Source organism: Psychrobacter sp. BI730 (assembly GCF_013414195.1).
In the GTDB taxonomy this organism is placed as follows: Bacteria; Pseudomonadota; Gammaproteobacteria; order Pseudomonadales; family Moraxellaceae; genus Psychrobacter.
This window is the reverse complement of sequence record NZ_JAATTV010000011.1, coordinates 59,069-83,663: the sequence shown is the minus strand read 5'-3', so window position 1 is coordinate 83,663 and position 24,595 is coordinate 59,069. Positions and strand designations below refer to the sequence as shown.

General features: G+C 44.2%; 17 protein-coding genes and 1 pseudogene. 2 read left to right on the top strand and 16 right to left on the bottom strand.

The features are described from left to right. Positions 1–33 precede the first annotated feature (33 nt). The 10 genes and pseudogenes from HCZ91_RS09690 to HCZ91_RS09645 all read right to left on the bottom strand — a co-directional run bounded on the left by HCZ91_RS09690 (position 34) and on the right by HCZ91_RS09645 (position 12,857). Positions 34–1,887, bottom strand: a complete 1,854-nt coding sequence (locus tag HCZ91_RS09690; protein WP_179799191.1) for an ABC transporter ATP-binding protein — start codon at positions 1,885–1,887, stop codon at positions 34–36. Between the two features lie 38 nt (positions 1,888–1,925). Further along, the gene (prpF, locus tag HCZ91_RS09685; protein ID WP_179799190.1) at positions 1,926–3,179 is read right to left on the bottom strand and encodes a 2-methylaconitate cis-trans isomerase PrpF; all 1,254 of its coding nucleotides are present in this window, start codon (positions 3,177–3,179) and stop codon (positions 1,926–1,928) included. 80 nt (positions 3,180–3,259) lie between these two features. Then, entirely contained in the window at positions 3,260–3,520 is a 261-nt protein-coding gene (locus tag HCZ91_RS09680; RefSeq protein ID WP_037025847.1) for a Txe/YoeB family addiction module toxin, read from the bottom strand. Between the two features lie 113 nt (positions 3,521–3,633). After that, positions 3,634–3,882 (bottom strand): annotated as a pseudogene (locus tag HCZ91_RS09675) (type II toxin-antitoxin system prevent-host-death family antitoxin); the annotation flags it as partial. A 210-nt stretch (positions 3,883–4,092) separates the two neighbouring features. Further along, the gene (gene acnD, locus HCZ91_RS09670; protein ID WP_179799217.1) at positions 4,093–6,726 is read right to left on the bottom strand and encodes a Fe/S-dependent 2-methylisocitrate dehydratase AcnD; all 2,634 of its coding nucleotides are present in this window, start codon (positions 6,724–6,726) and stop codon (positions 4,093–4,095) included. Positions 6,727–7,016: 290 nt separating this feature from the next. Then, complete coding sequence (gene prpC / locus HCZ91_RS09665; protein WP_179799188.1) at positions 7,017–8,144, bottom strand: 2-methylcitrate synthase; 1,128 nt, start codon at positions 8,142–8,144, stop codon at positions 7,017–7,019. Positions 8,145–8,236: 92 nt separating this feature from the next. Continuing rightward, positions 8,237–8,893: a DUF2059 domain-containing protein gene (locus tag HCZ91_RS09660; RefSeq protein WP_179799187.1), complete on the bottom strand. Its 657-nt coding sequence runs from the start codon at positions 8,891–8,893 to the stop codon at positions 8,237–8,239. 100 nt (positions 8,894–8,993) lie between these two features. Then, positions 8,994–9,887, bottom strand: coding sequence for a methylisocitrate lyase (prpB, locus tag HCZ91_RS09655; protein WP_114700000.1), 894 nt, complete (start codon positions 9,885–9,887; stop codon positions 8,994–8,996). A gap of 373 nt (positions 9,888–10,260) precedes the next feature. Next, complete coding sequence (locus HCZ91_RS09650; protein WP_257020037.1) at positions 10,261–11,448, bottom strand: divalent metal cation transporter; 1,188 nt, start codon at positions 11,446–11,448, stop codon at positions 10,261–10,263. Positions 11,449–11,831: 383 nt separating this feature from the next. Next, on the bottom strand, positions 11,832–12,857 hold the full coding sequence (locus tag HCZ91_RS09645) for a LysR family transcriptional regulator (protein ID WP_179799186.1): 1,026 nt from the start codon (positions 12,855–12,857) through the stop codon (positions 11,832–11,834). 233 nt (positions 12,858–13,090) lie between these two features. Between HCZ91_RS09645 and HCZ91_RS09640 the strand changes: the two genes are divergently transcribed. Both HCZ91_RS09640 and HCZ91_RS09635 read left to right on the top strand, forming a co-directional pair. Beyond that, on the top strand, positions 13,091–14,110 hold the full coding sequence (locus tag HCZ91_RS09640; RefSeq protein ID WP_179799185.1) for a hypothetical protein: 1,020 nt from the start codon (positions 13,091–13,093) through the stop codon (positions 14,108–14,110). Positions 14,111–14,271: 161 nt separating this feature from the next. Then, positions 14,272–14,724 (top strand): hypothetical protein, encoded by a 453-nt coding sequence (locus HCZ91_RS09635; protein WP_179799184.1) that lies wholly within the window; start codon positions 14,272–14,274, stop codon positions 14,722–14,724. A gap of 151 nt (positions 14,725–14,875) precedes the next feature. On the opposite strand, the gene HCZ91_RS09630 is transcribed toward HCZ91_RS09635, so the two are convergent. From HCZ91_RS09630 to HCZ91_RS09605, 6 genes are all read right to left on the bottom strand, one after another. Beyond that, positions 14,876–16,039: a TauD/TfdA family dioxygenase gene (locus tag HCZ91_RS09630; RefSeq protein WP_179799183.1), complete on the bottom strand. Its 1,164-nt coding sequence runs from the start codon at positions 16,037–16,039 to the stop codon at positions 14,876–14,878. A gap of 257 nt (positions 16,040–16,296) precedes the next feature. After that, positions 16,297–19,077 (bottom strand): phosphoenolpyruvate carboxylase, encoded by a 2,781-nt coding sequence (gene ppc, locus HCZ91_RS09625; RefSeq protein ID WP_179799182.1) that lies wholly within the window; start codon positions 19,075–19,077, stop codon positions 16,297–16,299. Between the two features lie 160 nt (positions 19,078–19,237). Beyond that, positions 19,238–20,695 (bottom strand): alanine/glycine:cation symporter family protein, encoded by a 1,458-nt coding sequence (locus HCZ91_RS09620; RefSeq protein WP_179799181.1) that lies wholly within the window; start codon positions 20,693–20,695, stop codon positions 19,238–19,240. Positions 20,696–20,762: 67 nt separating this feature from the next. Beyond that, positions 20,763–22,250 carry an aldehyde dehydrogenase gene (locus HCZ91_RS09615; RefSeq protein WP_179799180.1) on the bottom strand — a complete coding sequence of 496 codons (1,488 nt, stop codon included), beginning with the start codon at positions 22,248–22,250 and terminating at the stop codon, positions 20,763–20,765. A gap of 52 nt (positions 22,251–22,302) precedes the next feature. Then, positions 22,303–23,166: a 4-hydroxy-tetrahydrodipicolinate synthase gene (gene dapA, locus HCZ91_RS09610; RefSeq protein ID WP_101205880.1), complete on the bottom strand. Its 864-nt coding sequence runs from the start codon at positions 23,164–23,166 to the stop codon at positions 22,303–22,305. 100 nt (positions 23,167–23,266) lie between these two features. Further along, positions 23,267–24,529 (bottom strand): FAD-dependent oxidoreductase, encoded by a 1,263-nt coding sequence (locus HCZ91_RS09605; RefSeq protein WP_179799179.1) that lies wholly within the window; start codon positions 24,527–24,529, stop codon positions 23,267–23,269. Between the last annotated feature and the right edge of the window lie 66 nt (positions 24,530–24,595).

Sequence of the window (24,595 nt, the reverse complement as noted above, 5' to 3'; positions counted from 1 at the left end):
CATTATAACGATTTAGGCAGGCATTAACCATTCCTAACCGTTTAGGGTCTGGCTGATTTTATCTAAGTTTAGGCTATCAGACATAGCGCTAAAGATTTCAAAATATTTGCCGCGTTGGGCATAAAGTACCTCGTGGGTACCTGTCTCAACCACTTCGCCATTTTCTATCACCACGAGATCGTCGGCATCGATGATTTGGGCAATATTGTGCGAGACCATAATGACGGTACGGTCTTTTTTGATCAGATCAAGGCTTTTTTTGACCTGTTGGCTGGCAATGGCATCGAGGCTGGCTGTCGGCTCGTCCAAAAATACAATAGGTGGGTCTTTTAAAAACATCCTTGCCAGCGCAATCCGCTGCTGCTGACCGCCTGATAAGGACTTGGCAGTGCTCTCATAGCCATCAGCTAACCCTATGATCTGCTCGTGGATAGAGGCTTTTTTTGCAGCCACGATGATATCATCTTCGTTGGCATTCATATTCCCATAGCGGATGTTTTCACTAATCGTCCCTGAAAAAATATGATTGCTCTGTAGTACTAAACCGATGCGCTGACGCAGCTCATGGGTATCGCAGTCGGCCAAATCATGACCATCTAAACATATCGTGCCAGCGTCTGGCGCATAGAACTTGACCAATAGATTGATAATCGTGCTCTTACCAGCGCCAGAGAGACCGACCAGTGCCGTGATACGGTTGGGCTTGATGGTAAAGCTAACGTCTTTGAGCGCTTGCGTCCCATTCGGATAAGTAAAATCGACATGTTTAAGCTCGATATGACCTTTTAGGTTGTCGCTACTAATGCCAGCGATGTTTTCGACTTGTTTATCATCTTCTAAGATATCAAAAAACCCTTCGGCATAGGTCAATGCATTATTGATCTGGTCATAGATGCGGTGCAACTGTCGGATAGGGGCGGCGACGTTTTGGAACAGCATGACATGAAACAAAATCATACCAATGGTCATCTCGCCTTGTAGGACAAAATACGCGGTGAGCAAGATAATAACCACGACGCCAATCTGCTCAATAAAGGTTTTGATGGCATCATAAACAAAACCAATACTGCGAATGCGCAGCTGATTGTCGGTCATCTCTTTTTGAATGGTTAGGTGCTTCTCAGCTTCGATAGATTCACGAACAAAGGATTTCACCACGCTGATCGAATTGATCAAAGATATTACCAAACCGCTTTTGGCCTCGCGAAATCCGCGCATCTGCCGCCGAAACCCTTGCAGTCGCTTAGCTTGTTTTTGGCTAATAAAAAAGTAAATGGGTATGATGACAAGACCAACCATGCCGACCCAAAAATTGGTTGAAAACATGATGATAAGTGCCACGATTGCGTTGGCAAACAGCGGTAGCATATCGATAAAGAAGTTTTGCACGAGGCTGGTCAAACTGCTGACCCCATAATCAATACGGGTTTGCAATTTACCACTGTCATTTTCACTGCTGGTATAAAATGCCATGCGATAAGTGAGAATGCGCTCAATGATGCGCTGTGATAAATCGCGTGACAGATTAATACGTATTTTTTCACCAAAGAAACGCTGACCAAAAGAGATAAATATCGACAGTATCTCTTTGGTTAGCAAGACCGCACTGATAATCATCAGCATACGTATACCAGCTTCCCAAGGCTCAGCAAGTGTGGCTATCTCAGTTAAAGTATCGACGGTATAGCGCAGCACAAAGGCGTTAACCTGCGCGGTAAAGGAGCCTAGGGCAGTCAGCGCTAAGGTGGCGATGATAAGCAAGCGATAGGGCTGAGCAAATACTGCCAGTTTTTTGAGGATATCCCACAGCAGCGCTCGCCGTTCTTTCTTTTCGACTGGCGGTTTTTTATCTAAGGATACGCGGCGGGGTTGGGGAGGTGTTGGCATAAAACTCTATCGCAAATTGAAATAAGCCATGACTATGCTTAAAACGCATCCGCTGGCACAAAAACCTCACCAACCATGATACGCCTTGCTGAGCGGCTCATCGACACTTTTTTGGCTTGCCAGCGTCCATCGACCAGTTCGGTTTTTCCACCGACCAGCAATGTACCTGATGGATGACCAAAACGTACCTCTGTCAGCTCGCCAGCGCCTGCCGCTTGATTAACAAGTGTGCCTTGCGTGGTTGCGGCGGCGGCAATAGCGACGGCTGCTGTACCCATCATGGCATGATGCAATTGACCCATACTCATGGCACGTACGACTAGATCAATCTCGCCTGCATCGACCGATTTACCACTAGAGGCGGTATAGCTCTGTGCTGCGCCAACCCAAGCGATTTTAGGAATGTGCTGGCTGGTCTGTGCCTCGCTCACTTCTTTGAATAATCCCATCGCCACACCGCCTGTAGCGCGGATTTTCTCGAGCTTGGTAAGTAGCTCACTGTCACTATTAATATCGCCTTGTAATTCAGTACCGGTAAAGCCTAAATCTTCTGCTTTCATAAAGATAGTTGGGATACCTGCACTAATAAAGGTTGCTTTGACGCTATCAGCATTTAGACCACAGTTCGTTACATCGAAGTCATCGACCAAGTTACCAGTAGGGAACATGTCGCTTGTGGCATCAACCGGATCGATGAATTCAATTTTGACTTCAGCCGCTGGGAAGGTCACACCATCTAATTCAAAATCGCCCGTCTCTTGAACCTGTACTTTATCATTTGCATCTTTATAGACTGGTACATGGGCAATAATGGTTTTACCAATATTTTCTTGCCAAATGCGTACTTCACAAATACCGCTATCTGCATTGTCATCAATACTGTTATTGATCTTGTCAGCATCAACTAGACCCATATTAATGGCACAGGCACCGACAGCCGCAGTTAAGTTGCCACAGTTACCCGCCCAATCAATCATAGGCTTTGCGATATTGACTTGTCCAAACAGATAATTCACATCATGATCTGGTCTGTCAGAGGCCGATAAAATAACCGTTTTTGACGTGCTAGAACTGCCATTGCCCAAACCATCAATCTGCTTGCCGTAAGGATCTGGGCTGCCGATGACACGTAATAGGAAGTTATCCCGCGCAAAGCCTGCGACTTGGCAACGCTCAGGTAAGTCAGATAGTTTAAAGAACGTGCCTTTTGAGGTGCCGCCGCGCATATAGGTAGCAGGAACGGATAGCTGCGGGGCAAAAGAAGCTTTTGATTTAGTATTGGTTTGGGCCACTGTATTAAGTCCTTTTTATATTGTTATAAGAATGGGTATGGCGTCATTAGCAAGTAAGCCCGAACGACTAAGAGCGCTCGTTAATAATGATAACGACAGGAGATAATCGTCAGATAGTTATCATCGACGGCATATACCAACCGATTGGCATCATCGATGCGTCTTGACCAAAATCCAGATAGGTTTTCTTTTAGGGGTTCAGGTTTGCCAATGCCTTCAAACGGATTACGCTTACATTCGGTGATGAGTTTGTTAATACGTTTGAGTGTTTTTTTGTCTTGCGTTTGCCAGTACAGATAGTCTTTCCACGCAGCATCTGTCCATGCTAGTTGTTCACTCATTATTAGACCCTTTGGATTGATTGAAGCCTTTGAGTTCAAGCACTTTCAATATCGCTATCCGTATGCTCATTATTATCGCTGCTACCATCAGCTTTATCACTATCTTCTACCGTATCTATTAACTCACGCGTCACGGTCTTGCCAGCTTTATATTGGGCAATAGAGTCCGCTAAGTGCGCCGCATTGGCAGGAGATTTTAATAGATAGACGGTTTCCATCAGGCTATTGTAGTAATCAAGCGACATCACAACGGCATCATCAGCGTCACGGCGGGTTACGATAGTGGCATTGGCATCATCGTTTACCGTATCTAGGACAGATTTTAAATGCTTTCTGGCTTCTGAAAAACTAACGACTCTCATGGCTTACTCCTTTCATGACATTCTGCATTACTTGTACAATATATAGTACATATTACGCCATTGGTTAAGTAAACTCAATGTATAGTGTGCAAACCATGTTTTGAACTAAGCTTTAACATTAGCAAATAAAAGCCGATGTCATATAAGGCTATACAACATCGGCGAACTTTGTACTCTGCTATTTATCACGTTAAAACCTACATGACAATCTTAAGCAATATCTAACGTACCTTCGATAAACTCTTTAGCAAAGCGTTGTAGCATACCGCCAGCTTTGTACATTTTTACTTCATCAGCCGTATCTAAGCGGCAGATAATAGGCGTCTCAGTGGTACTACCATCGGCACGATGAATCACTAAGGTCATCAACCCGCCAGCCGAGACTTCACCTGTGACATCAAAGGTTTCTGTACCATCGATATTTAGCGTATGGCGAGTCGTACCTTCCTCGAACTGTAGAGGTAGAGCGCCCATGCCCACTAAGTTTTGACGATGAATACGTTCAAAATCTTCAGCAACGACGGCTTCTACGCCAGCGAGACGCACACCTTTGGCAGCCCAGTCACGGCTTGAGCCTTGACCATAGCCATCACCTGCGATGATGATCAGCGGCTGCTCACGGTTCATGTAGGTCTCAATCGCTTCCCACATACGCATGACTTGACCTTCTGGCTCAACGCGCGCCAATGAGCCTTGGATAACTTCGCCATCTTCATCTCGTACCATCTCATTCAATAGCTTAGGGTTGGCAAAGGTCGCACGTTGCGCGGTTAAATGGTCGCCGCGATGGGTCGCGTATGAGTTATAGTCCTCGGCAGGCAAGCCCATAGTATCGAGATACTCACCAGCTGCCGATGAGCCAAGGATAGCGTTTGATGGTGACATATGGTCGGTTGTGATGTTGTCACCAAGGACTGCAAGCGGACGCATACCTTTTAGTTTGTTCATCGCTGCCATTTGACCTTCCCAATACGGCGGACGGCGGATATAAGTGGTCATTTCACGCCAGTCATACAATGGGCTTAATGCCTTACCTGTGTCTTTTTTGGCTTCATCAAACATTGGAATATATACCGCATTGAACTGCTCAGGCTTAACGGCAGCAGCGACAATGGCATCCACTTCTTCATCATCAAACCAGATGTCTTTTAGATAGACATCATTGCCGTCTTGGTCTTTACCCAACGAGTCTTTTTCAATATCAAAACGGATGTTACCAGCGATGGCATAAGCGATAACCAGTGGCGGCGATGCTAAAAATGCTTGCTTGGCATACGGATGGATACGACCGTCAAAGTTACGGTTACCAGATAGCACTGCCGTAGTGAACAAATCATTGTCGATGATTTCTTGCTCGATGTCAGGGTCAAGTGCACCGCTCATACCGTTACATGTCGTACAGGCAAAGCCTACTACATCAAAACCGATTTCTTGTAGCTCTGGCATCAGTCCCGCTTCTTCTAGGTACATTTTGACGGTTTTTGAGCCGGGTGCTAAGGATGACTTCACCCAAGGTTTGCGTAATAAGCCTTTGGCATTCGCATTACGAGCGACAAGGCCTGCGGCCACCATGTTGCGTGGGTTTGAAGTATTGGTGCAGCTGGTGATAGCAGCGATAATAACCGCGCCATCTGGCATGAGACCGTCTTTAGGTTCAGGCAGTTTCTCGTCAGCGCCATGAGCGATACCTTTGGCAACCAAGTCGGTAGTCGATACACGGGCATGGGGACGCGACGGGCCTGCCATATTACGACCGACTGATGACAAATCAAACTCAAGGACGCGTGCGTATTCGGCTTTTTCCATGCCGTCAGCCCATAGGCCCGTTTGCTTGGCATACTGCTCAACCAATTTAATCTGAGGCTCAGAACGACCAGTCAGACGTAGATAGTCAGTGGTTTGCTCATCGATATAGAACATCGCGGCAGTGGCACCATATTCAGGTGTCATGTTGGAGATAGAAGCGCGGTCACCGACACTTAGCTGGCGTGCACCGTCACCGAAGAATTCAATGTAAGTAGACACTACGCCGGCATCACGCAAAAACTCAGTCATTGCCAGTACCAAATCTGTACCGGTAATGCCTTTTTGCAGTTTACCCGTTAGTTTGACGCCAACGTAATCAGGGAGGCGCATATAGGATGGGTTTCCTAGCATGACGCTTTCGGCTTCTAGACCGCCCACACCGATTGAGATTACACCTAGTGCATCGACCATCGGCGTGTGGCTATCAGTACCAACTAGCGTATCGGCAAAAGCGACTTCTTCACCCGCTTTGTTTTTTACCACTTGTACCACGGGTGACATTTTTTCTAGGTTAATCTGATGCATGATGCCATTGCCCGGTGGCACGACATTTACATTGTCAAAAGCATACTGACACCAGTTGATAAAGTGAAAACGGTCATCGTTGCGGCGCTCTTCAATCGCACGGTTTTTCTCAAATGCGTCATCTTCGAAGCCTGCGTGCTCAACGGCCAATGAATGGTCAACGATAAGCTGAGTTGGCACGATAGGGTTTACTTTAGACGGGTCACCGCCTTGCTCAGCGATAGCATCACGCAAACCTGCCAAATCAACAAACGCGGTCTGACCCAAGATATCATGACAAACGACGCGGGCAGGGTACCAAGGAAAGTCTAGATCTTGCTTGCCTTCGATATGCTGTTTTAGCGCATCGGTTAGCTCTTCTGGTGGGCAACGGCGTACTAGGTTTTCACATAATACTTTTGAGCAGAACGGTAGCTTGTCATACGCGCCAGCTTCGATACTCTCGACAGCCTCGCGGGTGTCAAAATAATACAAATCAGTGCCGGGAAGTGGCTTTTTGAATTGTTCGTTCATTGGTTGTACTAGGGCGTTGTCCATAAGTCACCTTTGGCTGTTGGCTAATTATAATAAGTAGTTAAGCGTTGATATTGAGTAAAAATTCATTCCTTTAGCAAAATCATCGTTCGTTATCATAGGCTTTGCTAAAGAAGCGATATTGAAAAGGCATGGTTTATATAAATGGTAATAAGCGTATGACGATTAAGCCTAAAAAAATAACAAGGCTCAATCATCATACCTGTATCAGCTAGCATTGCCGCTAGCTGATAATGATTGTTTAGCAATAAGCAATGAACAACAATTACTTAACGTGCACTCATATCTGGTACTGGGCGCAGATCTTCGCCAGTGTACTCTGCACTTGGGCGAATGATACGGTTGTTAGCACGTTGCTCAAATACGTGAGCAGCCCAACCAGTCAAGCGTGAACAGACAAAGATAGGGGTGAATAGCTTGGTCGGGATACCCATAAAGTGATAGGCAGAAGCATGGAAAAAGTCAGCATTACAGAACAGTTTCTTCTCGCGCCACATCACTTCTTCACAGCGTACCGATACTGGGTATAGCACTTCATCACCCACGTCAGCGGCCAGTTTCTCAGCCCAGCCTTTAATCACAACGTTACGTGGATCTGACTCACTATAGATGGCATGACCAAAGCCCATGATTTTGTCTTTACGAGCCAACATACCCATCATCTCTTCTTCAGCTTCATCAGGTGAGCTGAAACCTTCAATCATATCCATCGCCGCTTCATTCGCTCCACCATGCAATGGACCGCGTAGTGAACCGATTGCACCAGTGATACAAGAATGAATGTCAGATAAGGTAGATGCACACACACGAGCGGTAAAGGTCGACGCGTTAAACTCATGCTCTGCATAAAGGATAAGCGAGACGTTCATCACTTTTTCGTGCAGCTCGTTTGGTTTTTCGCCTTTGAGCAAATGTAAGAAATGTCCGCCAATAGTGGCATCATCTGTATCGGTCTCGATACGTACATTGTCGTGGGTAAAACGATACCAATAGTTGATAATCGATGGGAAGGCAGCTAGCATACGGTCAGTTTGATCGTTTTGCTGAGCAAAATCAGTTTCGGTCTCAAGGTTGCCAAGCATAGAGCAGCCAGTACGTAGCACGTCCATTGGATGCGCATCAGCTGGGATACGTTCAAGCACGTCTTTTAACGCTTGTGGTAGGCCACGTAAGCTTTTGAGCTTGGCTTGATAGGCATCAAGCTCGCTTTGAGTAGGCAAATTGCCGTATAACAGCAAATACCCCACTTCTTCAAAAATACACTTATCTGCCAGTTCTGATACATCATAACCGCGATAGGTCAGACCAGAGCCTGATTTGCCAACGGTAGATAGAGAGGTTTTACCAGCGACTTGTCCACGTAGACCTGCGCCTGAAAGTTCTTTCTGTGCTGCCATATTTACATTCCTTTTGTTGGTAGCTTTTTTGAGTGAAAACGGTGTTTCTGACAATAAATTTATTGGTTAATGACTATAGCGCCAGTTTAGCGTTATGCAGGCTGTTCAGGCTGTGGACCGTCTAAATCGACGTTACAACGCTCAAATTCAGCTTCAATAGGGCCATTTAAGACTTCCATTGCACTGCCTTCGCCTTCTGCATTGTTGATCTTCATATATTTGGCACCCAGTGGTGACTCCATAAATGTCTGAATCTCAGTCATTTCTTCTGGAGTAGGGTCAGCCATTGGCGTTGCTACTTCTTCGCCATTCATGACGCGCAATTGCTCATTGCCAAAAGCAAGCAGCTTTTTACCCACGTCCGACGTATAAAAATCATCTAATTCTTTTAACTCTGCATCAGTAAACTGACTCTTATAAAAACGATCGACTTCCGCTTTACCCAAGTCTTTGTCACGTGACTCGAGGCAGCTGACTTGCTCTTCACTGAGCGCGCCGCTATTGATAATTGGTGCAAACAATAGGCTGTTGACGGTATCTAATGTAATCGTCGTCATGATCAAGTCATTTTGAGCATCAGTCTCTGAAGGTGCAGCTTCGCTTTCGCTAACCACAGTCTCGCTCGTATCACTGGTAGTATCGTCGACGTTTTCTGGTGTTTTATCACAGCCTGTCATGAATAACAGCGCCGCAAGCGTGCTACTAAGTAGTGAGGATTTGACAACCGTATGAGCAGTAGAAAATGGCATAAATAACCTAAAGGTAAATGAAGACGGGTTTTGAAACGATAAAGCACACAGAGGTGGTTTATCGTTTCGGCGTTGCTACTTGGCAATTATTAGTTATTAACTACTTATTATCAGCAAATAGCTTGTCTAGTGTCTGCTCAAACTCATGATAGTTCAAGAAATCATAGAGCTCCATACGAGTCTGCATGGTATCAACGACTTTGTCTTGTGTACCATCATCTAACAAATGCTGATAAACGTTCAATGCTGCTTTGTTCATAGCGCGGAAAGCGGATAGTGGATATAGCACCATCTCGACACCCACACTATACAACTGATCAGTGGTATATAGATCTGTCTGACCAAACTCTGTCATGTTTGCTAGTACTGGAATATCGAGTACATCAGTGAACTTACGATACATCTCGATATCGGTCAGCGCTTCTGCAAAGATCATATCTGCGCCCGCTTCTTGAAATGCGACGGCACGTTCAACAGCAGCGTCCAAACCTTCTACTGATAGGGCATCTGTACGAGCCATCACTACAAAGTCAGGGTCAGTCTTTGCGTCCAACGCCGCTTTTAGACGATCAACCATCTCTGAGATACTAACGATTTCTTTATTAGGGCGATGACCACAACGTTTTTGTGCCACTTGGTCTTCGATATGTACCGCCGCGACGCCTGCTTTTTCCATCTTTCTGATGGTCTGGGCGATGTTAAACGCGCCACCAAAGCCAGTATCGATATCAACCAATAGCGGTGTGTCAACGGCATCGGTGATACGGCGAGCATCTTCTAGTACGTTATCAAGGCTGGTCATACCGAGATCAGGCAAGCCAAATGAGGCATTGGCCACGCCAGCACCAGAGAGATACAACGCTTGGTGACCAACTTGGGTCGCCATCATCGCTGTATAGGCATTGATAGCGCCTGCAATCTGTAATGGTTGGTTGTTATCATTTTTTTGAGTGAGAGCACTGCGAAAGCGCGCGCCTGCTGAAGATGAAGTCATGTGACTGTCCTTACATGGAGGGAGAATATTCTAATTGTTGTAGTTGATTATACTCAATTATTCATGCCTGAAAAGTTTAGGTTCTTGATTGGTATTTAATTTAAATAATAATTGAATGTATTATTTTTAATAGTATTCATGATTCAAATAGCATTATGCATTTATTGGTAATTTCTTATGATAAGTATTCATATTACTTAAAATCACAGCTTTTAGAATCTTCTATTTTTTACATTTAGTTACAATTACTAAGGCTGCCTTGCCTTATTGATATAATTACACTCATCAAAAAGCCCCAACAGCTAGGCTATTAGGGCTTATGTTCCGCTTAAATAAGATTGTTAAGTGCTGAGTTTTAAATTAAGCAAAAAGCTTAAGCAAATAGACCTGCCATATTGGCTAAGAACAATAACGCGAAGCCTGCCAAGAATATTAAGCCTGCGATAGACAAAGCATTCATACCTGCTGACAGTTTCTTATGCTTTTTAACCAATGAGTAGTTTAACCAACCAAAAATAGGCGCAGAGACGAACGCCGATATCATGGCAAACTTAAGCATAGCGCCTAGTTGTCCTGTGAAGAAAGTGATAATTACTAGACCACCACCGATGGCATAGGTCGTCCAAAAAGCGATCTGCTTTTTATTTATTTCGCTTTCACCTTTTAGCAAGCGCCAGCATTCAGCATTAGCGCGTCCATAGCCATCAGCACAGGTGATGGTCGTGCCGAACATACACATAAAGGCGACGAAAGCGACCAGTAGCCTCGACCATTCACCAATGGTTGCGGTATACATATTGATCAACTGGTTGATATAAGCACCGCCGACCAACTCAATCTCTTGTCCTGATCCATACTGGACAAACACACCTAACGATAAGAAGAACAACGCCAATATCGCTGAAACTGCATAGCCAACGTTAAAATCTAACAAACCTTGGCTATGCGTGGTGTGATCTGCTTTGACTTTGGCAGAGGTCCACATAGATGTAATTGCTGCAAACTCTAGCGGTGCTGGCATCCAGCCCATGAGTGCTACGATAAATCCCAACGTGGCTAAATTCCAAGGAGAGGCCGCCACAAAATCTACTGCCATAACGGTTGGCTTGCCAGCAGCAATGATAACTGCAGCAACAGTAGCCGTGGTAAGCGCAATCATAATCCACTTAGTCACACCATCGAGCAACTTATAATGCCCTGCAATCAAAAAGAACCAAGAGACTGCGACGATAATGAGAGATAACGCCATTGTCGACAGACCAAGTGAGGCTGGCAACATAAAGCCCAAAATTACGGCCGCAATAAGTGAGACCGCACCCGTACTAATAACCGCTGACAAGATAGAAAGAATAAAATATATCCAAAGATATACCTTTGAGCGTTTGGCATAGCCTGCAATCAAACTCTCGCCAGTATCGTAGACGTAGTCAGTTGCAAAGCGAAAAAACGGATACTTAAACACGTTAGCCAATACAATCATAATAGCCAATTGCCAGCCATAGATAGCACCGGCCTGTGTTGATGAAATCAAATGCGAACCACCAATGGCAGCAGTTGCCATCAAAATGCCTGGGCCAAAGATGCGCCAGCTAAAGCCCTCTTGTTGCGAGGCAACGCTATCGTCAGGGGCACTTGGGTTGTTGAGTTGTTGTGTGGACATGAATACCTCGAAATGGTTAAAACAGCAAATTATCACTTACCTGTGTCAGCTTGCCAATGATCAGAAAAGAACGTCCTATAAACCGTCTAAATATAAAACGATTTACATCGTATCGACTTTATCGCACCAACACTGTCTAGGAGAATGATTATTCTAGTTATTATTACTATTTGTTTGCATTGCTATTCTTGTTAGTTAGCATACTTATAAAATAATATCAATATTTAAAATGAATTATTTTTGGCGGTTCTTTATAACACAATATTCAACGGATATCTGCCCATTTAGGCCTGTGACACAAAATTTTGCTGCCGATAAGTAATGCCGCGCTGTTCGTAGACGTGATAAATGGCTGTGAGCAAGTCAGGTATTTTTGGGTGTACAAAGTCTTTGAGGGTGTGTAAATAAATAGGGGAGGTGACATTTTCATGAACCAAACGTTGGTAGCTGATCTGTTCCGTACGTACGGTTTGCAAGCTGGCAGGCACCAATGTAATGCCTTCGCCTGCCGCGACCAGTCCCAATGCGACCTGCAAATCACTGACTGTCGTGGTCATAAAAGGTGAGATGCCATACTGGGCAAAAAGATGTAGTAAAGGCTCAGTAATAGGCTCGCTAGATGCTGCTTCATGAGTAGCAGCACGGTTGACTCTATTTGTAGATAACTTGTCGTTCGCTTGGGTCACTGCCTCTGTCGTCACCGTGGACGATACTGGCAAATGTGTTTGATGATATAAAATTAAGCGATTGTTCGCTAGGTCTATCAAGCGCTGCTTACGTACATTGGCAAGCGGGTGTGATTTTGGCAATGCCACCACGTAGCGTTCATGACGTAGCAGAATCTGCTGAATCCATGGATCTTGATGGGCAAATCGGCCAAAACCAACATCAATCTCACCAGACTTGAGGGCATCCATTTGTTGATATGAGCTAATGTCTTTTAAATTAACGTCGATATCAGGGCTGAACTGTTTAAGCGTGGCAATGATTTCAGGCAACAGGCCATATAGCACTGAGGGCACAAAACCTATATTTAAAACGCTGCTGGGTGCTGATAGACGCTGAGTCATACTAGTCACCGTATCAATCTCGGTCAGTATGGTGCTTATTTTATCGTAGAAAAAACTGCCCGCTTCAGTCAGATGTAGTGGCCTGTGGTAGCGATCAATAAGCACCACGCCCATGTCAGTCTCTAGCTGTTTTAGCAAGCGACTCAGGGTCGGCTGTGACAGTCCTGTCTTGGTGGCGGCAGCGCTAAAGCTGCACAAATCTGCAACCGCGATAAACGCATTAAGCTGTTTTAAATCCATACTATTGAGCCTGTCATAGTCTATGTTATCTCTACATAGATCAGTTCTTAGGGTTGGTTTATCATATTATTTAGAATAGTTCTTATCAATATTAGCGTTATCCCATAAATTGTGCTTGAAGATAATAGGTCGAGCAACTATATTGTTGGCTAATAACACTGTTACACTATAGTAAGAAAATTCATTCTAGCAATCATTTAACACCAGTAAAAAAACTGGTTTGGTATTATTCTATGAGCGACGAAAAAAAAGACGCTGGCACCGATTTTGATGAAAAATTGGCTAGAATTATTGACCAAAAATCGCGTAAGCGTAATAACAATGATATCTATGAACGCTTTATTAATCGAGTTCATGGTTCTGAAGAGAACGATCAGGCTGAATTTGAAACACTAGAGAGTGCAAAGAACCTTGCCGCTTTCGAACCTTTGAGCACAGAAGAGTTACAGCTGTTTGAAGATCAAAGCAGTGAGCAAGAATTATTGCTAGAAACAGAAAATGCTACAGCAGCAAACACTACCTCTGAAGCTTCAGATACAAGTACAGTATTTGAAAATATATCTGAAAATAATGTGCTGAATATCGCCAATGATAGCGATAGTATTAGTATTGATGTCAATGATGTCAGTTCAGATACAGAAGCCTCAGAATACATAGAACGCAACAAGATAGATAGTAGCAATCAAACAGAGTCGCACTCTACGGTTGACCATAGTGAATCTAACATAAATGAGATATCGGATGATGATTCTTTAAACATCCCTTTGAAAATTGAGAATGTGTCTGAATCAGTTATCGAAGAGCCAGTCATAAACAATAAAGTGATCAAAAGCAAGAAACCAATCATGATGGCTATGGTAATTGGTTCAGTAGTATTGGTTGCTATTGCATTAATGCTCGTGTTTTCAGGAGTCTTATCTACTTCTGCGGTTGATAGTATAGACAACAGCACTGATGGTAATGTAGAGATAGACAGTACACCAGCTGTTAGTGTTGATCCAGTACTGTCTACTGACAGTCAAACAACTACGGATGGCGTTGACCCTGTAAGTACGCAACCAGCCACTACTCAGCAAGATACTTTGGACAACAATAGACAGGACCTGCCAGCTGCTAATGAGTCAAAGTCAACCTCTGAAGCTCCTACACCAGAAAATGATGCCACTGTTATAGCTACTGAGGAAGCTGCTATAACTTATGAGGACTTTAGACAAGAGTCGCAGACTACCTTGTACCGCGAAACCAATAATTAAAGGATTTACGTTTTATACCATTTCAGACGGTTAGATAACCGTCTATCAATTTATTCGAGCGCTCGTACTAGAAATTGTTGCAACACAATATAAAATTCGTATCATTATGTAAAAGGCGCGTTTATGTGCCATTTATGATATGAATTATACGGTACGTAACTATGAATGAATCAGAAAACGTGAATAATGATATCGAGCCAAAAAGCATCAGACCCCGTAGCCTTGTTTTTGCTATTATCAGTGTCATCTGTATTGTTCTAATATCCGCCTTCTATATGTCTAACCGTATTTCTTCCACGCTATCTCAAGCGTCGACGACTAATAACGGTTTAACAGTCAGCAACATTACTAAAGAGGCTAATGCTAATCAGGCTGCACAACAGCATTCGAATAGCCAAAACCAGCCTAGCAAACCTATAGTTATTGACGGTCATGAAGATGACACCGCCATTAGCTATCATGACTTCAAGCAAGAAGCGCAAAATGTGCTATTCCGTGAGGAAGAAAAGATCATACAAGCCAAGTACAGTGCACATGGTATAACGCCTGCTGTCAGCGCTGAAGACTTTAGAATAGAAGCACATAAAACCTTATATCGTGAATCCAGTTATTAGGGCTGCTATTAGCACTATAAGATTATGATAACTATAAGTCAGTAAGTGAATAATATTAAGCCCCATTTCTCTTCTCTCATGTTTAGAGAGGAGAAATGGGGCTTTTTTTGTGGGCTCAGTGCTCCATGCTTTAGCTAGCTTGCAGGTCGTGTTAAGCCAGTTGCTTTTTAAGCGTTCGTAAACGGCTTTTAAATTCTGAGCGGTCAACATAACAGCCTTTGAGACGACGCTCACCGACGTTTTCATCAAAGGCATTACGCCCATGCAGGACTCGGCGGTTATCAAAAACCACCATTTGACCAGCTGCTAGTTTTAACTCAATCTTATAGCGATTGTCTTTTAGTCGAGCCATCAGCTCTCGATAAGCGAGATAGTAGTCATGCATTACGTCACTGGGCAAATCAAAAACATCTGCAAGATGCGCGTTGTATTTGATTTCGACAATATTGCCGAAGTTGTCTAGATTGATGACGGGGTGGTGCTCCCGAATATCATGGGCAGTGTCATGAAAACGAAAGGGGATAGCATACCCGGCAAGCAAGCGAAAATACTCAGGCTGCTCTTCTCGTAACCCTTCTAACACCTTTAATCCGTCTACGAAAGTAGATTCGCCGCCTATGCTTTCATTACTCAAAAAATGCAAGAATTGATAGCCTGGAGGCAACTCCTGATTTGGCAAGTCGGTATGCAAAGGTAATGAGAGCGAGGTATAAGCCAAATTGATTGGTGACTTTTCTGATATCACATCAAAGGTCATACCGAAGTTAGTCTGCCGCAGATAATCGACTCGCATGGCGGTCTGTACGCCAGCATCAGAGTCATCTGGCATATTATCAATGATAGTAAGCCCATATTTATCCAGCGCACTCATCCACTCATATAAAGCACTGTCACTGGTCATGATGCTCTGCTGGTCATACATGGGGATGTGGTCAATAAACGTGCCATCCCAACTTTCATAAGGACTGCTATGGTCCTTGGCCAATGCACTAGAATACCCAAACTCACGTAACCAACTCTGATCAAAGTGACTGATATGCGCTTGTTCTGACCATTCAATCGTTAGCGTTGTCTCATCAAAAGAGACGGATAGTGGATGGATATCTTTTGAGACACTCAGTAAATCAAAGCTACGCTCGCCAGTGTGCGGATGAAAAGCCGATGGGCAGTTATCACGCAGCCAGATATAGTGGTACGTACTGTCAATACCATCATTCCAGCGTATTTGAATAGCGCGGTCAATGAGTGCAACGGATTCTATATGGTAATCAATTGCTGCGATGTCTAGAGATGGTGTTGATTGAGGCGTTTCCATTGGAGCAGACCCTACATATACATGAAGTAAAAATATATTTTACGGTATCTTGTTCGGATCGGTTATTCAAACAATGAATTACGAATCACCTAATAGGCAATATCAATCAACGCAGTACTAAACTGCGATTGATATCTGGCGAGATATTTTCTGAAGGGTTTTGGATAATATTAAGGCTTCGCGAACGAAGCCTTAATATTTGCGACAATTGGTATAAGCTTTTTATTTATCCGAAAGCTAATTATCGAAAAGCTACCTTAACCAGTATTTCGTAACCCTGCAGCTAGCGCATTGATACTACGGATTAATGGATCTTCTACATTAAGGTCGTCATGTGCCGAATCGTTCGGGGCGTCCTGTTGTCTGGCACGCTTTAACAGCTCAATCTGGATATAGTTAATAGGATCTAGATAAGCGTCTCGCCACTGCAGGGATGAAGCAAGATTCTGCTGATTGGATAATAAAGAGTCTTGCTCAAGCAGAGAGTTTAATCCTGAATTGGTCAGCGTGTATTCATCGGTGACCGCTGTCATGATTTTTTCGCGTAACGGCTTATCATCACACAGTTGGCTATAAGCCTCAGCGATATTCATATTGGCTTTGGTAAAGGCCATCTCGATATTACTGATAAATACGCTAAAGAAAGGCCAATGCTGATTCATCTCTTTCATCAATGCTTCGTCTTTTTTGACACTATCTAGCGCACTACCGACGCCATACCAAGCAGGTAAGGTAAAGCGTGCCAGTGACCAGCCAAATACCCAAGGAATCGCTCGCAAGGTGGTCTTACTTGGCAGGCCTTTTTTGCGATGGGCAGGACGTGAGCCAATGTTTAACAGAGATATTTCTTGTACTGGGGTGACCTCGGAGTAGAATTTATAAAACCCTTCGGTACGATCGGTCAGCTCTCGATAACGTTGTTCACCTGCATCTGCTAAGCGTGCAAACAGCGCTTCATACTCTGGCAACTCAGTCGGTTGTACCACAAACCTTGTCGAGCAGGCTTTGAGTGTGCCTGTGATTGCCATAGTTAGCTCAAACACAGCGGTGTCCGTATTGGCATACTTAGCATAGAGTACTTCGCCTTGCTCAGTTACCTTAATCTGCCCATGTAGCGTGCCTGCTGGCTGTGCCGCAATGGCTTTGTGCGTTGATCCACCACCACGGCTCACAGAACCGCCACGACCATGGAACAAGCGTGTTTTTATGCCATATTGCTCAGCAATGTTATTGATGGTTTGCTGTGCACTATAAAGCTGCCAAGCAGAGGTGATAATACCGCCGTCTTTTGATGAGTCTGAATAACCTAGCATAATCTCTTGCGTGTTATCCGTGTTCCGTAGCAGTCCACGATATAGTGGATTATCTAATACGGCAGGCAAGATTTTATCGATATTTTTGAGATCTTCGATGGTTTCGAACAACGGCGCAACTGGCAAATCAGCAGACAATTGACCTTCGTCATCAATTCTGCATAAGCCTGCAAACCGCATGAGCAGCAATACTTCTAGTAGCTGGCTAGCATTATTGGTCATCGAGATAACATAGCTACCAAAAGTAGCCTGTCCCACCAATTTGCGTAGAGTAGCGACCGAATTCATCAGTGATAATTGTTCACGCGTTTTGTCTGTCAGGTTATCAGTATAGATAAGCGGCGTGCCTGGTTTTTCTAGCAAGCGCGTCAACCACTCTTGACGTTCGGTTTCGCTTAGCGTCTGATAATCAGGCAGGTTGGAGGCACTAGCAAAGATATCTGCAATCACTTCGCCATGGTATGACGACTCTTGACGGATATCGAGCGCTGCCAAATGAAAGCCGCAAGTTTTGACCAAACGAATCACATCTAGCAGTAATCCTTCTGCGTGTGCCGTATCGTGTGTATTGACACTTTGACGGATAATGCGCAGGTCTTCTAGTAATTCTTCTGGATTGGCATAGGCATCTTTTTCAGCTTCGATATCCGTGCCTTTGCTTTGGATGCGGCGATTGGTGGCTTTGACTTTAGTCAGAATAATAGAGAGTAGTCGACGATATGGCTCATTGCGATAGTCATCGAGGTTATAGTCAAACACACGCTGATCGAGCTCATCATAACTTTTAATCTTGGCATATACGTCAGGTGAAACGGTGACAATAGTGTCACTATGAATCAGCTGTCGGCGCAGTTTTTTGAGTAGCACCTGATAGTGACGCAGCACAGTATCTGCATGCATCAATACGGCAAGCTCTGTGGTCTCAAAAGTCACAAAAGGATTGCCATCTCTATCACCACCAATCCATGAGCCAAAGCTCATAAATGCAGGCAGTGGATAGTCTGTGAGCTCTGGATAGATATCGACAATGGCTTTTTTGATATTACGATACACTTTAGGAATGGCATTGAACAAACTGGCATTAAAGTAATGCAAGCCATTGTTAATCTCATCATATACCAATGGCTTACGAGTGCGCACTTCATCGGAAGACCATAGTAGATCAATCGTTTGCGCCGTTTGCTCTTTGGCTTGCTCGTAGGCGAAGCTGTTTTCAGACACATTGTTTAGGGCGTCGCTATGCGTGAATAGACTTTGTAAGATATTCATCGTGGTACGGCGACGCGCTTCGGTAGGATGCGCCGTAAATACAGGTGTAAACTTCAGCTGATCAATTAGCTCTTGCATTTGAGCAGGCTCGATATTGCGTTCACGACACTCAAGTAAGGTACGGCGAAATGACCCTTCCCAGCTTTGCTCAGATTGTATACGCAGCTCATGACGCTGCTCACGCAAGTAATTCTCTTCACTTAGATTGGCTAGGAAAAAATAGATAGAAAAGCCGCGTATGACGTTTTTTAAGGTTTGATTATCCAAAGAAGCAATAAAATCGATAAGCTGCTGTTTATGTGCCTCATTCGGCTCACGACGCTGTTGAATAAAGCCTTTGCGCAGCGTCTCAATCGTATCTAGCGTCTGCTCACCAGATTGGCGAGAAATAGCATCACCTAATAATGAACCCAACAAGCTGGTGCGTTTACGTAGTACGTTGTTATCTAGTGTCATCTTCAACCTTCCTATCAAATGAATGGATACAATACTATGGTTATCTTATACGTAATATCCTTATGGTTTTTTGCAATTTAACATAAATAGGTGAGGCCTGCTTGATGTTGATAGCAACTTTTTTACTAGTAGATACTGGCAGACCTCTAATGCACTATTATTAGAGCGATTTTTTGTGACCATGCTCATTGCTATATTCTATCCAAAAGTCCGCATTATCCAATCCAGCCTTTCTAGGATCAAAGACAGGGTTTATACCTAATTTCATCTGCTCGTCGTAGTCTTTTAGAACTTTTAGAGCAACCTTACTTAGAAGTAAAATAGCAATGAAATTTAAGTAGCACATACTACCAAACCCTATATCACCTAACGCCCACATCATACCGATTGACTGAACACTACCAGTAAAACAAACGATTAAAAAGACCAGTTTGAGTACATGCTTGAGAATGGGGTAGCGCAGTTTATTGTCCAAATAGACCAACGTAGTTTCGGCAATATAGTAATAAGCAACCAAGCAGGTGAAGGCAAATAAAAAGATAGCAATCGCAACAAAGCCACTTCCATACTGGTTAAAGACAGTAGATACAGCTGCTTGGGTAAATGCCGTGCCAGCTTCAATACCAGGCATATTATCAACTAGGGTTACACCTTCGGGGGTCACCACGTTATACATGCCAGTTGATAGAATCATCAACGCTGTTGCAGTACAGACAAGCACCGTATCGATGTAGATAGAGAAGCTTTGCACTAAGCCTTGTTTAGCAGGATGTGATACTTCGGCTGCCGCTGAGCTAAAGGTCGCCTCGCCAGCACCCGCAACGTTTGAGAAAACAGCACGGCGTACGCCCCAAGAGATAGCAGTTCCAACCATACCACCAAACACTGCATCCATGCCAAAAGCACTCTTAAAGATAAGTGCAAACATTGCAGGGATATTTTGAGCGTTAAATGCCAATACAATCACCATCATGAGAATATAACCGATTGCCATGACAGGTACGACTTTTCCTGCAAAATTAGCAATACGCTTTACACCGCCAAATATAATGATACCTAAGAGTACGACAAGGATAATTCCTGTTACAACGGGCGGTATATTAAATGCTGTATTAAAAGAGTCCGCAATGGTATTGGCCTGAACACCAGGCACTAACACGCCGTAAGATAGACAGGTCACGATAGCGACGATGATAGCAAAAGGTTTTAGCTTCAATCCTCTTTCAATATAGAACGGGGAGCCGCCACGATATTGATCACCGACCTTATGTTTGTATACCTGCGCTAAGGTAGACTCAATAAAAGCACTAGCACCACCTAACACACCCATGAAAATCATCCAAAATACTGCCCCAGGGCCACCTGCTGCAATGGCTGTTGCCACCCCAGCAATATTACCCACACCAATACGTCCTGATAGCGCCATACAGAAAGCTTGGAAGGAACTAATCCCTGCTGATGAGCTTTGTTTGTCGAACAACAACCTAATCATTTCTTTGAAATAACGGATTTGTACAGCACGAGTCATAATCGTAAAATATATGCCGACGCCTAACGCAAGATAGACTAAGGCGTCACTCCAAATATACCCGACGATAGTATTGATGATATTTTCCATAACTTTACTTCCTTGTAGTCTTTTCGGTTATGCTGACTTGGGCGTGGATAGCGGACAATGTCAGTTTTTAGTTCACCAACCAGATAGTTTTGGTTTGGGTATACTGGGACAACGCCTCTAAACCATTGTCACGACCACCGAAGCCAGATTGTTTATAACCACCAAAAGGTGTCGTAATGTTGCCTTCAGAGAAACCATTAATCGAGACGGTACCAGCTTTAATAGCGGATGCCACGCGGAATGCGCGATGGATGTTTTGTGTATAAAAGGAAGCGGCAAGCCCATAATTACTCTGATTGGCGAGCTGAATAGCTTCTTCTTCGGTTTCAAAACTTGTGACAGCTAAAAGTGGACCAAAAACTTCTTCTTTAAACAGCGTCATATCCGGGCTGACATTATCAAAGATGGTAGGCTCGATATACCAGCCACTACCGAGTTCATCGTGGATACGTCCACCTGCGATCAAACGAGCACCCTCCGTTTTTGCAGTATTGAGATGTGATATTACTTTCTCAAAATGCGCTTTTTCGATCATTGGGCCAATAGCGACCTCGGGATCGTAAGGATGACCCACCTTCCAAGACTGAAGACCTTCTTTTAATAGCGTTAACAAGGCTTCTTTTTGGCTAGAGTGGACAAGTAGACGTGAACCACAGCTACAATTTTCGCTCATATTCCAAAAAGCAGCGGATAAAATATGCTCGATGGTTTGTTCGTTGATAATGGCATCTGCAAAGACGATTTGAGGGCTTTTGCCACCACACTCTAAGACGACTTCCTTAAGGTTGCTTTGTGCAGAGTACTGTAGAAACAGTCGACCGACTTCGGTTGATCCTGTAAAAGAAACCATATCAACATCCATATGCTGACCGAGTGCCGCACCTACTTCTTCCCCAAGCCCACAGACTAACTGCAACGCCGCTTTTGGCACGCCAGCCTCGTACGCCAATTGTGTTAATCGATATGCTGAGAGCGAGGTCAATTCAGCCGGTTTAACAATGACTGAGTTGCCGGTTATTAATGCGGGTGCAACTTTCCATGCATACATTTGTGCTGGGAAATTCCATGGTAGTACTGCACCCACCACACCAATAGGCTCTTGTACCACAAGGCCTAGTGCATCTGCGCCAGTAGGAGCAACCTTGCCAAAAACTTTATCAGCCGTTTCGGCGTACCATTCAAAGGTTTCAATCGTAGCGGGTAGGTCAGTGTTGAGACATTCCGTAATAGGCTTGCCTGCATCGACGCAATCTAAGGCAGCTAACTCATCCATATGCTCATGCATTAACTGACACCAACGCTGCATGATAGCTTTGCGCTCTGCAGGAGACATCCGTCGCCACTCACCCTGTTCAAAAGCGTCTCGGGCTGCCGCGACCGCCGTATTAACATCTTGCTGACTCCCATTAGCAATACTACCTATGCAGGTATTATCAATAGGGCTGTAGTTAGGGAGTGTTGTCTCGGATACTGGTGCTGTGGTATCTATTAAATGGCCTGCCCAAAGCTGTTGGTTGCTGGCGAGTTCGAAGACTTGTGCTGTGGTCATACTCATTAGATTGTCCTTTTCTATACAATGGTAGGAACGATAAGAATGGTTCGATGTATCAAGACAGAAGTGCTAAAAATGACTGAGTCTCTTCTTTTGACATATCAGTCAAAGGTAGTCGTACTGACCCAACATTAATGCTCCCGTTAATGCAGCCTGCTTTGGCCTTTTGGTTATAGTTTCCAGACTCCATAGAGTGGATAGCAGGATACATGGCTGTCATCAGCTCTTTAGCACGGTTCCAATCGCCTTTTTTTGTGGCTTCAAACAATGCGACTTGTTCTGCTGGAAATACGTTAGCCGCACCAGCGATCCAGCTCTTAGCACCCCAAAAGAAGAAATCTACTGGTTGGTCGTCACAACCACAAACCACTTCAAAGTTTTCAAAATCAGCCTGTAGCATACGTAATGCATGGCTAAAATCGCCGCTGCTTTCTTTGACACCTACAATATTGGGATGTTTGGATAAATGCGCGACGGTTTCAAATTCAATGCTCACACCGACGCGTGCTGGAAAATTGTACATAATGATAGGTAGGTCAGTGGCATCAGCGACGGTTTCAAAATGCGCAATAATACCGTCTTGGTCTGGTAGGCTATACGGATTGGCTGATAACATTAAGCCGTCGTAGCCCAGATTTTTGGCTTGATGAGCAAGTTCGATAGAATGATTGGTCGATAAACTGTTGATACCTGCAATCAGAGTGACTTTGCCTTTGGCAGCGTCAGCGATAGTGGTCAAAACCAGCTCACGCTCTGCAGGCGAGAACGTGTAGTATTCCCCCGTTGTACCGCAAGCTACGATTCCGGTAACGCCTTTTTCTATGAATACATTGACCAGTTCGGTTAACTTTTGAGTATCAATATCTCCATTAACATCGAAAGGAGTAACGATAGGGACTAAAACGCCATGAATGTTCATATAAATATCCTTATTTGGAAGTAAAAGCCGTTAGTAAGCCATGAGCTATTAGCGACGTTGTTGGTTCTATGAATTGTCATAGAGATAAGATGTTCGATTATTATTTAAAAGACTTACGTTTGAAGCGATTTAGACGATAGGCAGTAGGATCTACCATGGCAGTATCGCCAAAATACAAAGCCGCGATCATCTGTGCGCTTACCACAGCTTGGGTCAGACCTAGATGCTGATGACCAAAGTTTAAAAAGACTGAGTTATGTTTATCTATGATGGGTAGCGAGTCTGCTGTAGAAGGTCTAAACCCCATCCATTGCGTATTGCTGTCACTATCTAGTGGGGCCTTTAGCATTGCTTGAGCTTGTTTTAATAGCATATTCGCACGGTTCATATTTGCTGGCGCCTCAAGTCCTGCATACTCAACAGTGCCAGCCAAGCGCAGCCCTTTTTCCATTGGTGTCATAATAAAGCGGCGATCCATGCTAGAAATAGGGATGTTGAGACGCTGACTTTCGTTAGGAAGCATCAGGTGATAGCCTCGCTCTGTATCCATTGGTACTGAGACGCCTGTTAGCTGTTTGGCTAAGGCTTTGGAATTAGCTCCTGCGGCGAGCATAATTTTGCTGGCATGAAGCTGCTTTTGTGTCGTCGTCAAACGAATACCATCAGTTATTACTTCCGCGCTCAGAACACGGCAGTTTTCATAAATTTGACCACCAAGCGATCTAAAAATAGTGCTTAATTTATGGGTAATGGCTTCTATATTGGTGATATGACCTGTCTCTGGAAAAAACAAAGCACCCAGTTGATTGTCTTTTAACGCAGGCTCAAGATCTGTCAGTGCTGACTGTGAGAGTAGGTTGTTAGAAACCCCTAAACTATTTAAGCGTTGACCATGTTCAGTCAGCACTTTTAGACTGTTGGGCGTCTCTGCAGTTAATACAGAGCCTTGTATTTGCACCCAAGAATGTAACTGCCACTCTTTGGCAAAATCTTGCCAAGCTTGAAGGCTCTGTGCATTTAATGCCAAAAGCGCTTGGTGACTACGTGCAAATGGTTCGGTACGCATATTAAGTAATAACTTGAATGCCCATGGTGCTAAGCGTGGAAGGTAGCGCCAATCTATCCGCAGAGGCCCTTCAGGGTTGAGTAGCATGGCAGGAACATGTCGTAGGATACTGGCATCAGCAATAGGGAAAACCTGTTCAGTGGCAATGTGACCTGCGTTACCATAAGTTGCACCGCGAGCGATTTTATTAGCTTCCAAAATTGCAACTTTTACCCCACGAGACTGTAGGGTAACCGCAGCACATAGTCCGATAATGCCACCACCGATGATATGTATATCAAACACTTGTGTGTCCATGAGAGTCTCGCTTTTTTGACCTTACTGAGCAGTGATTGGTTACTTCCTAGAAGCTATATAAACTGG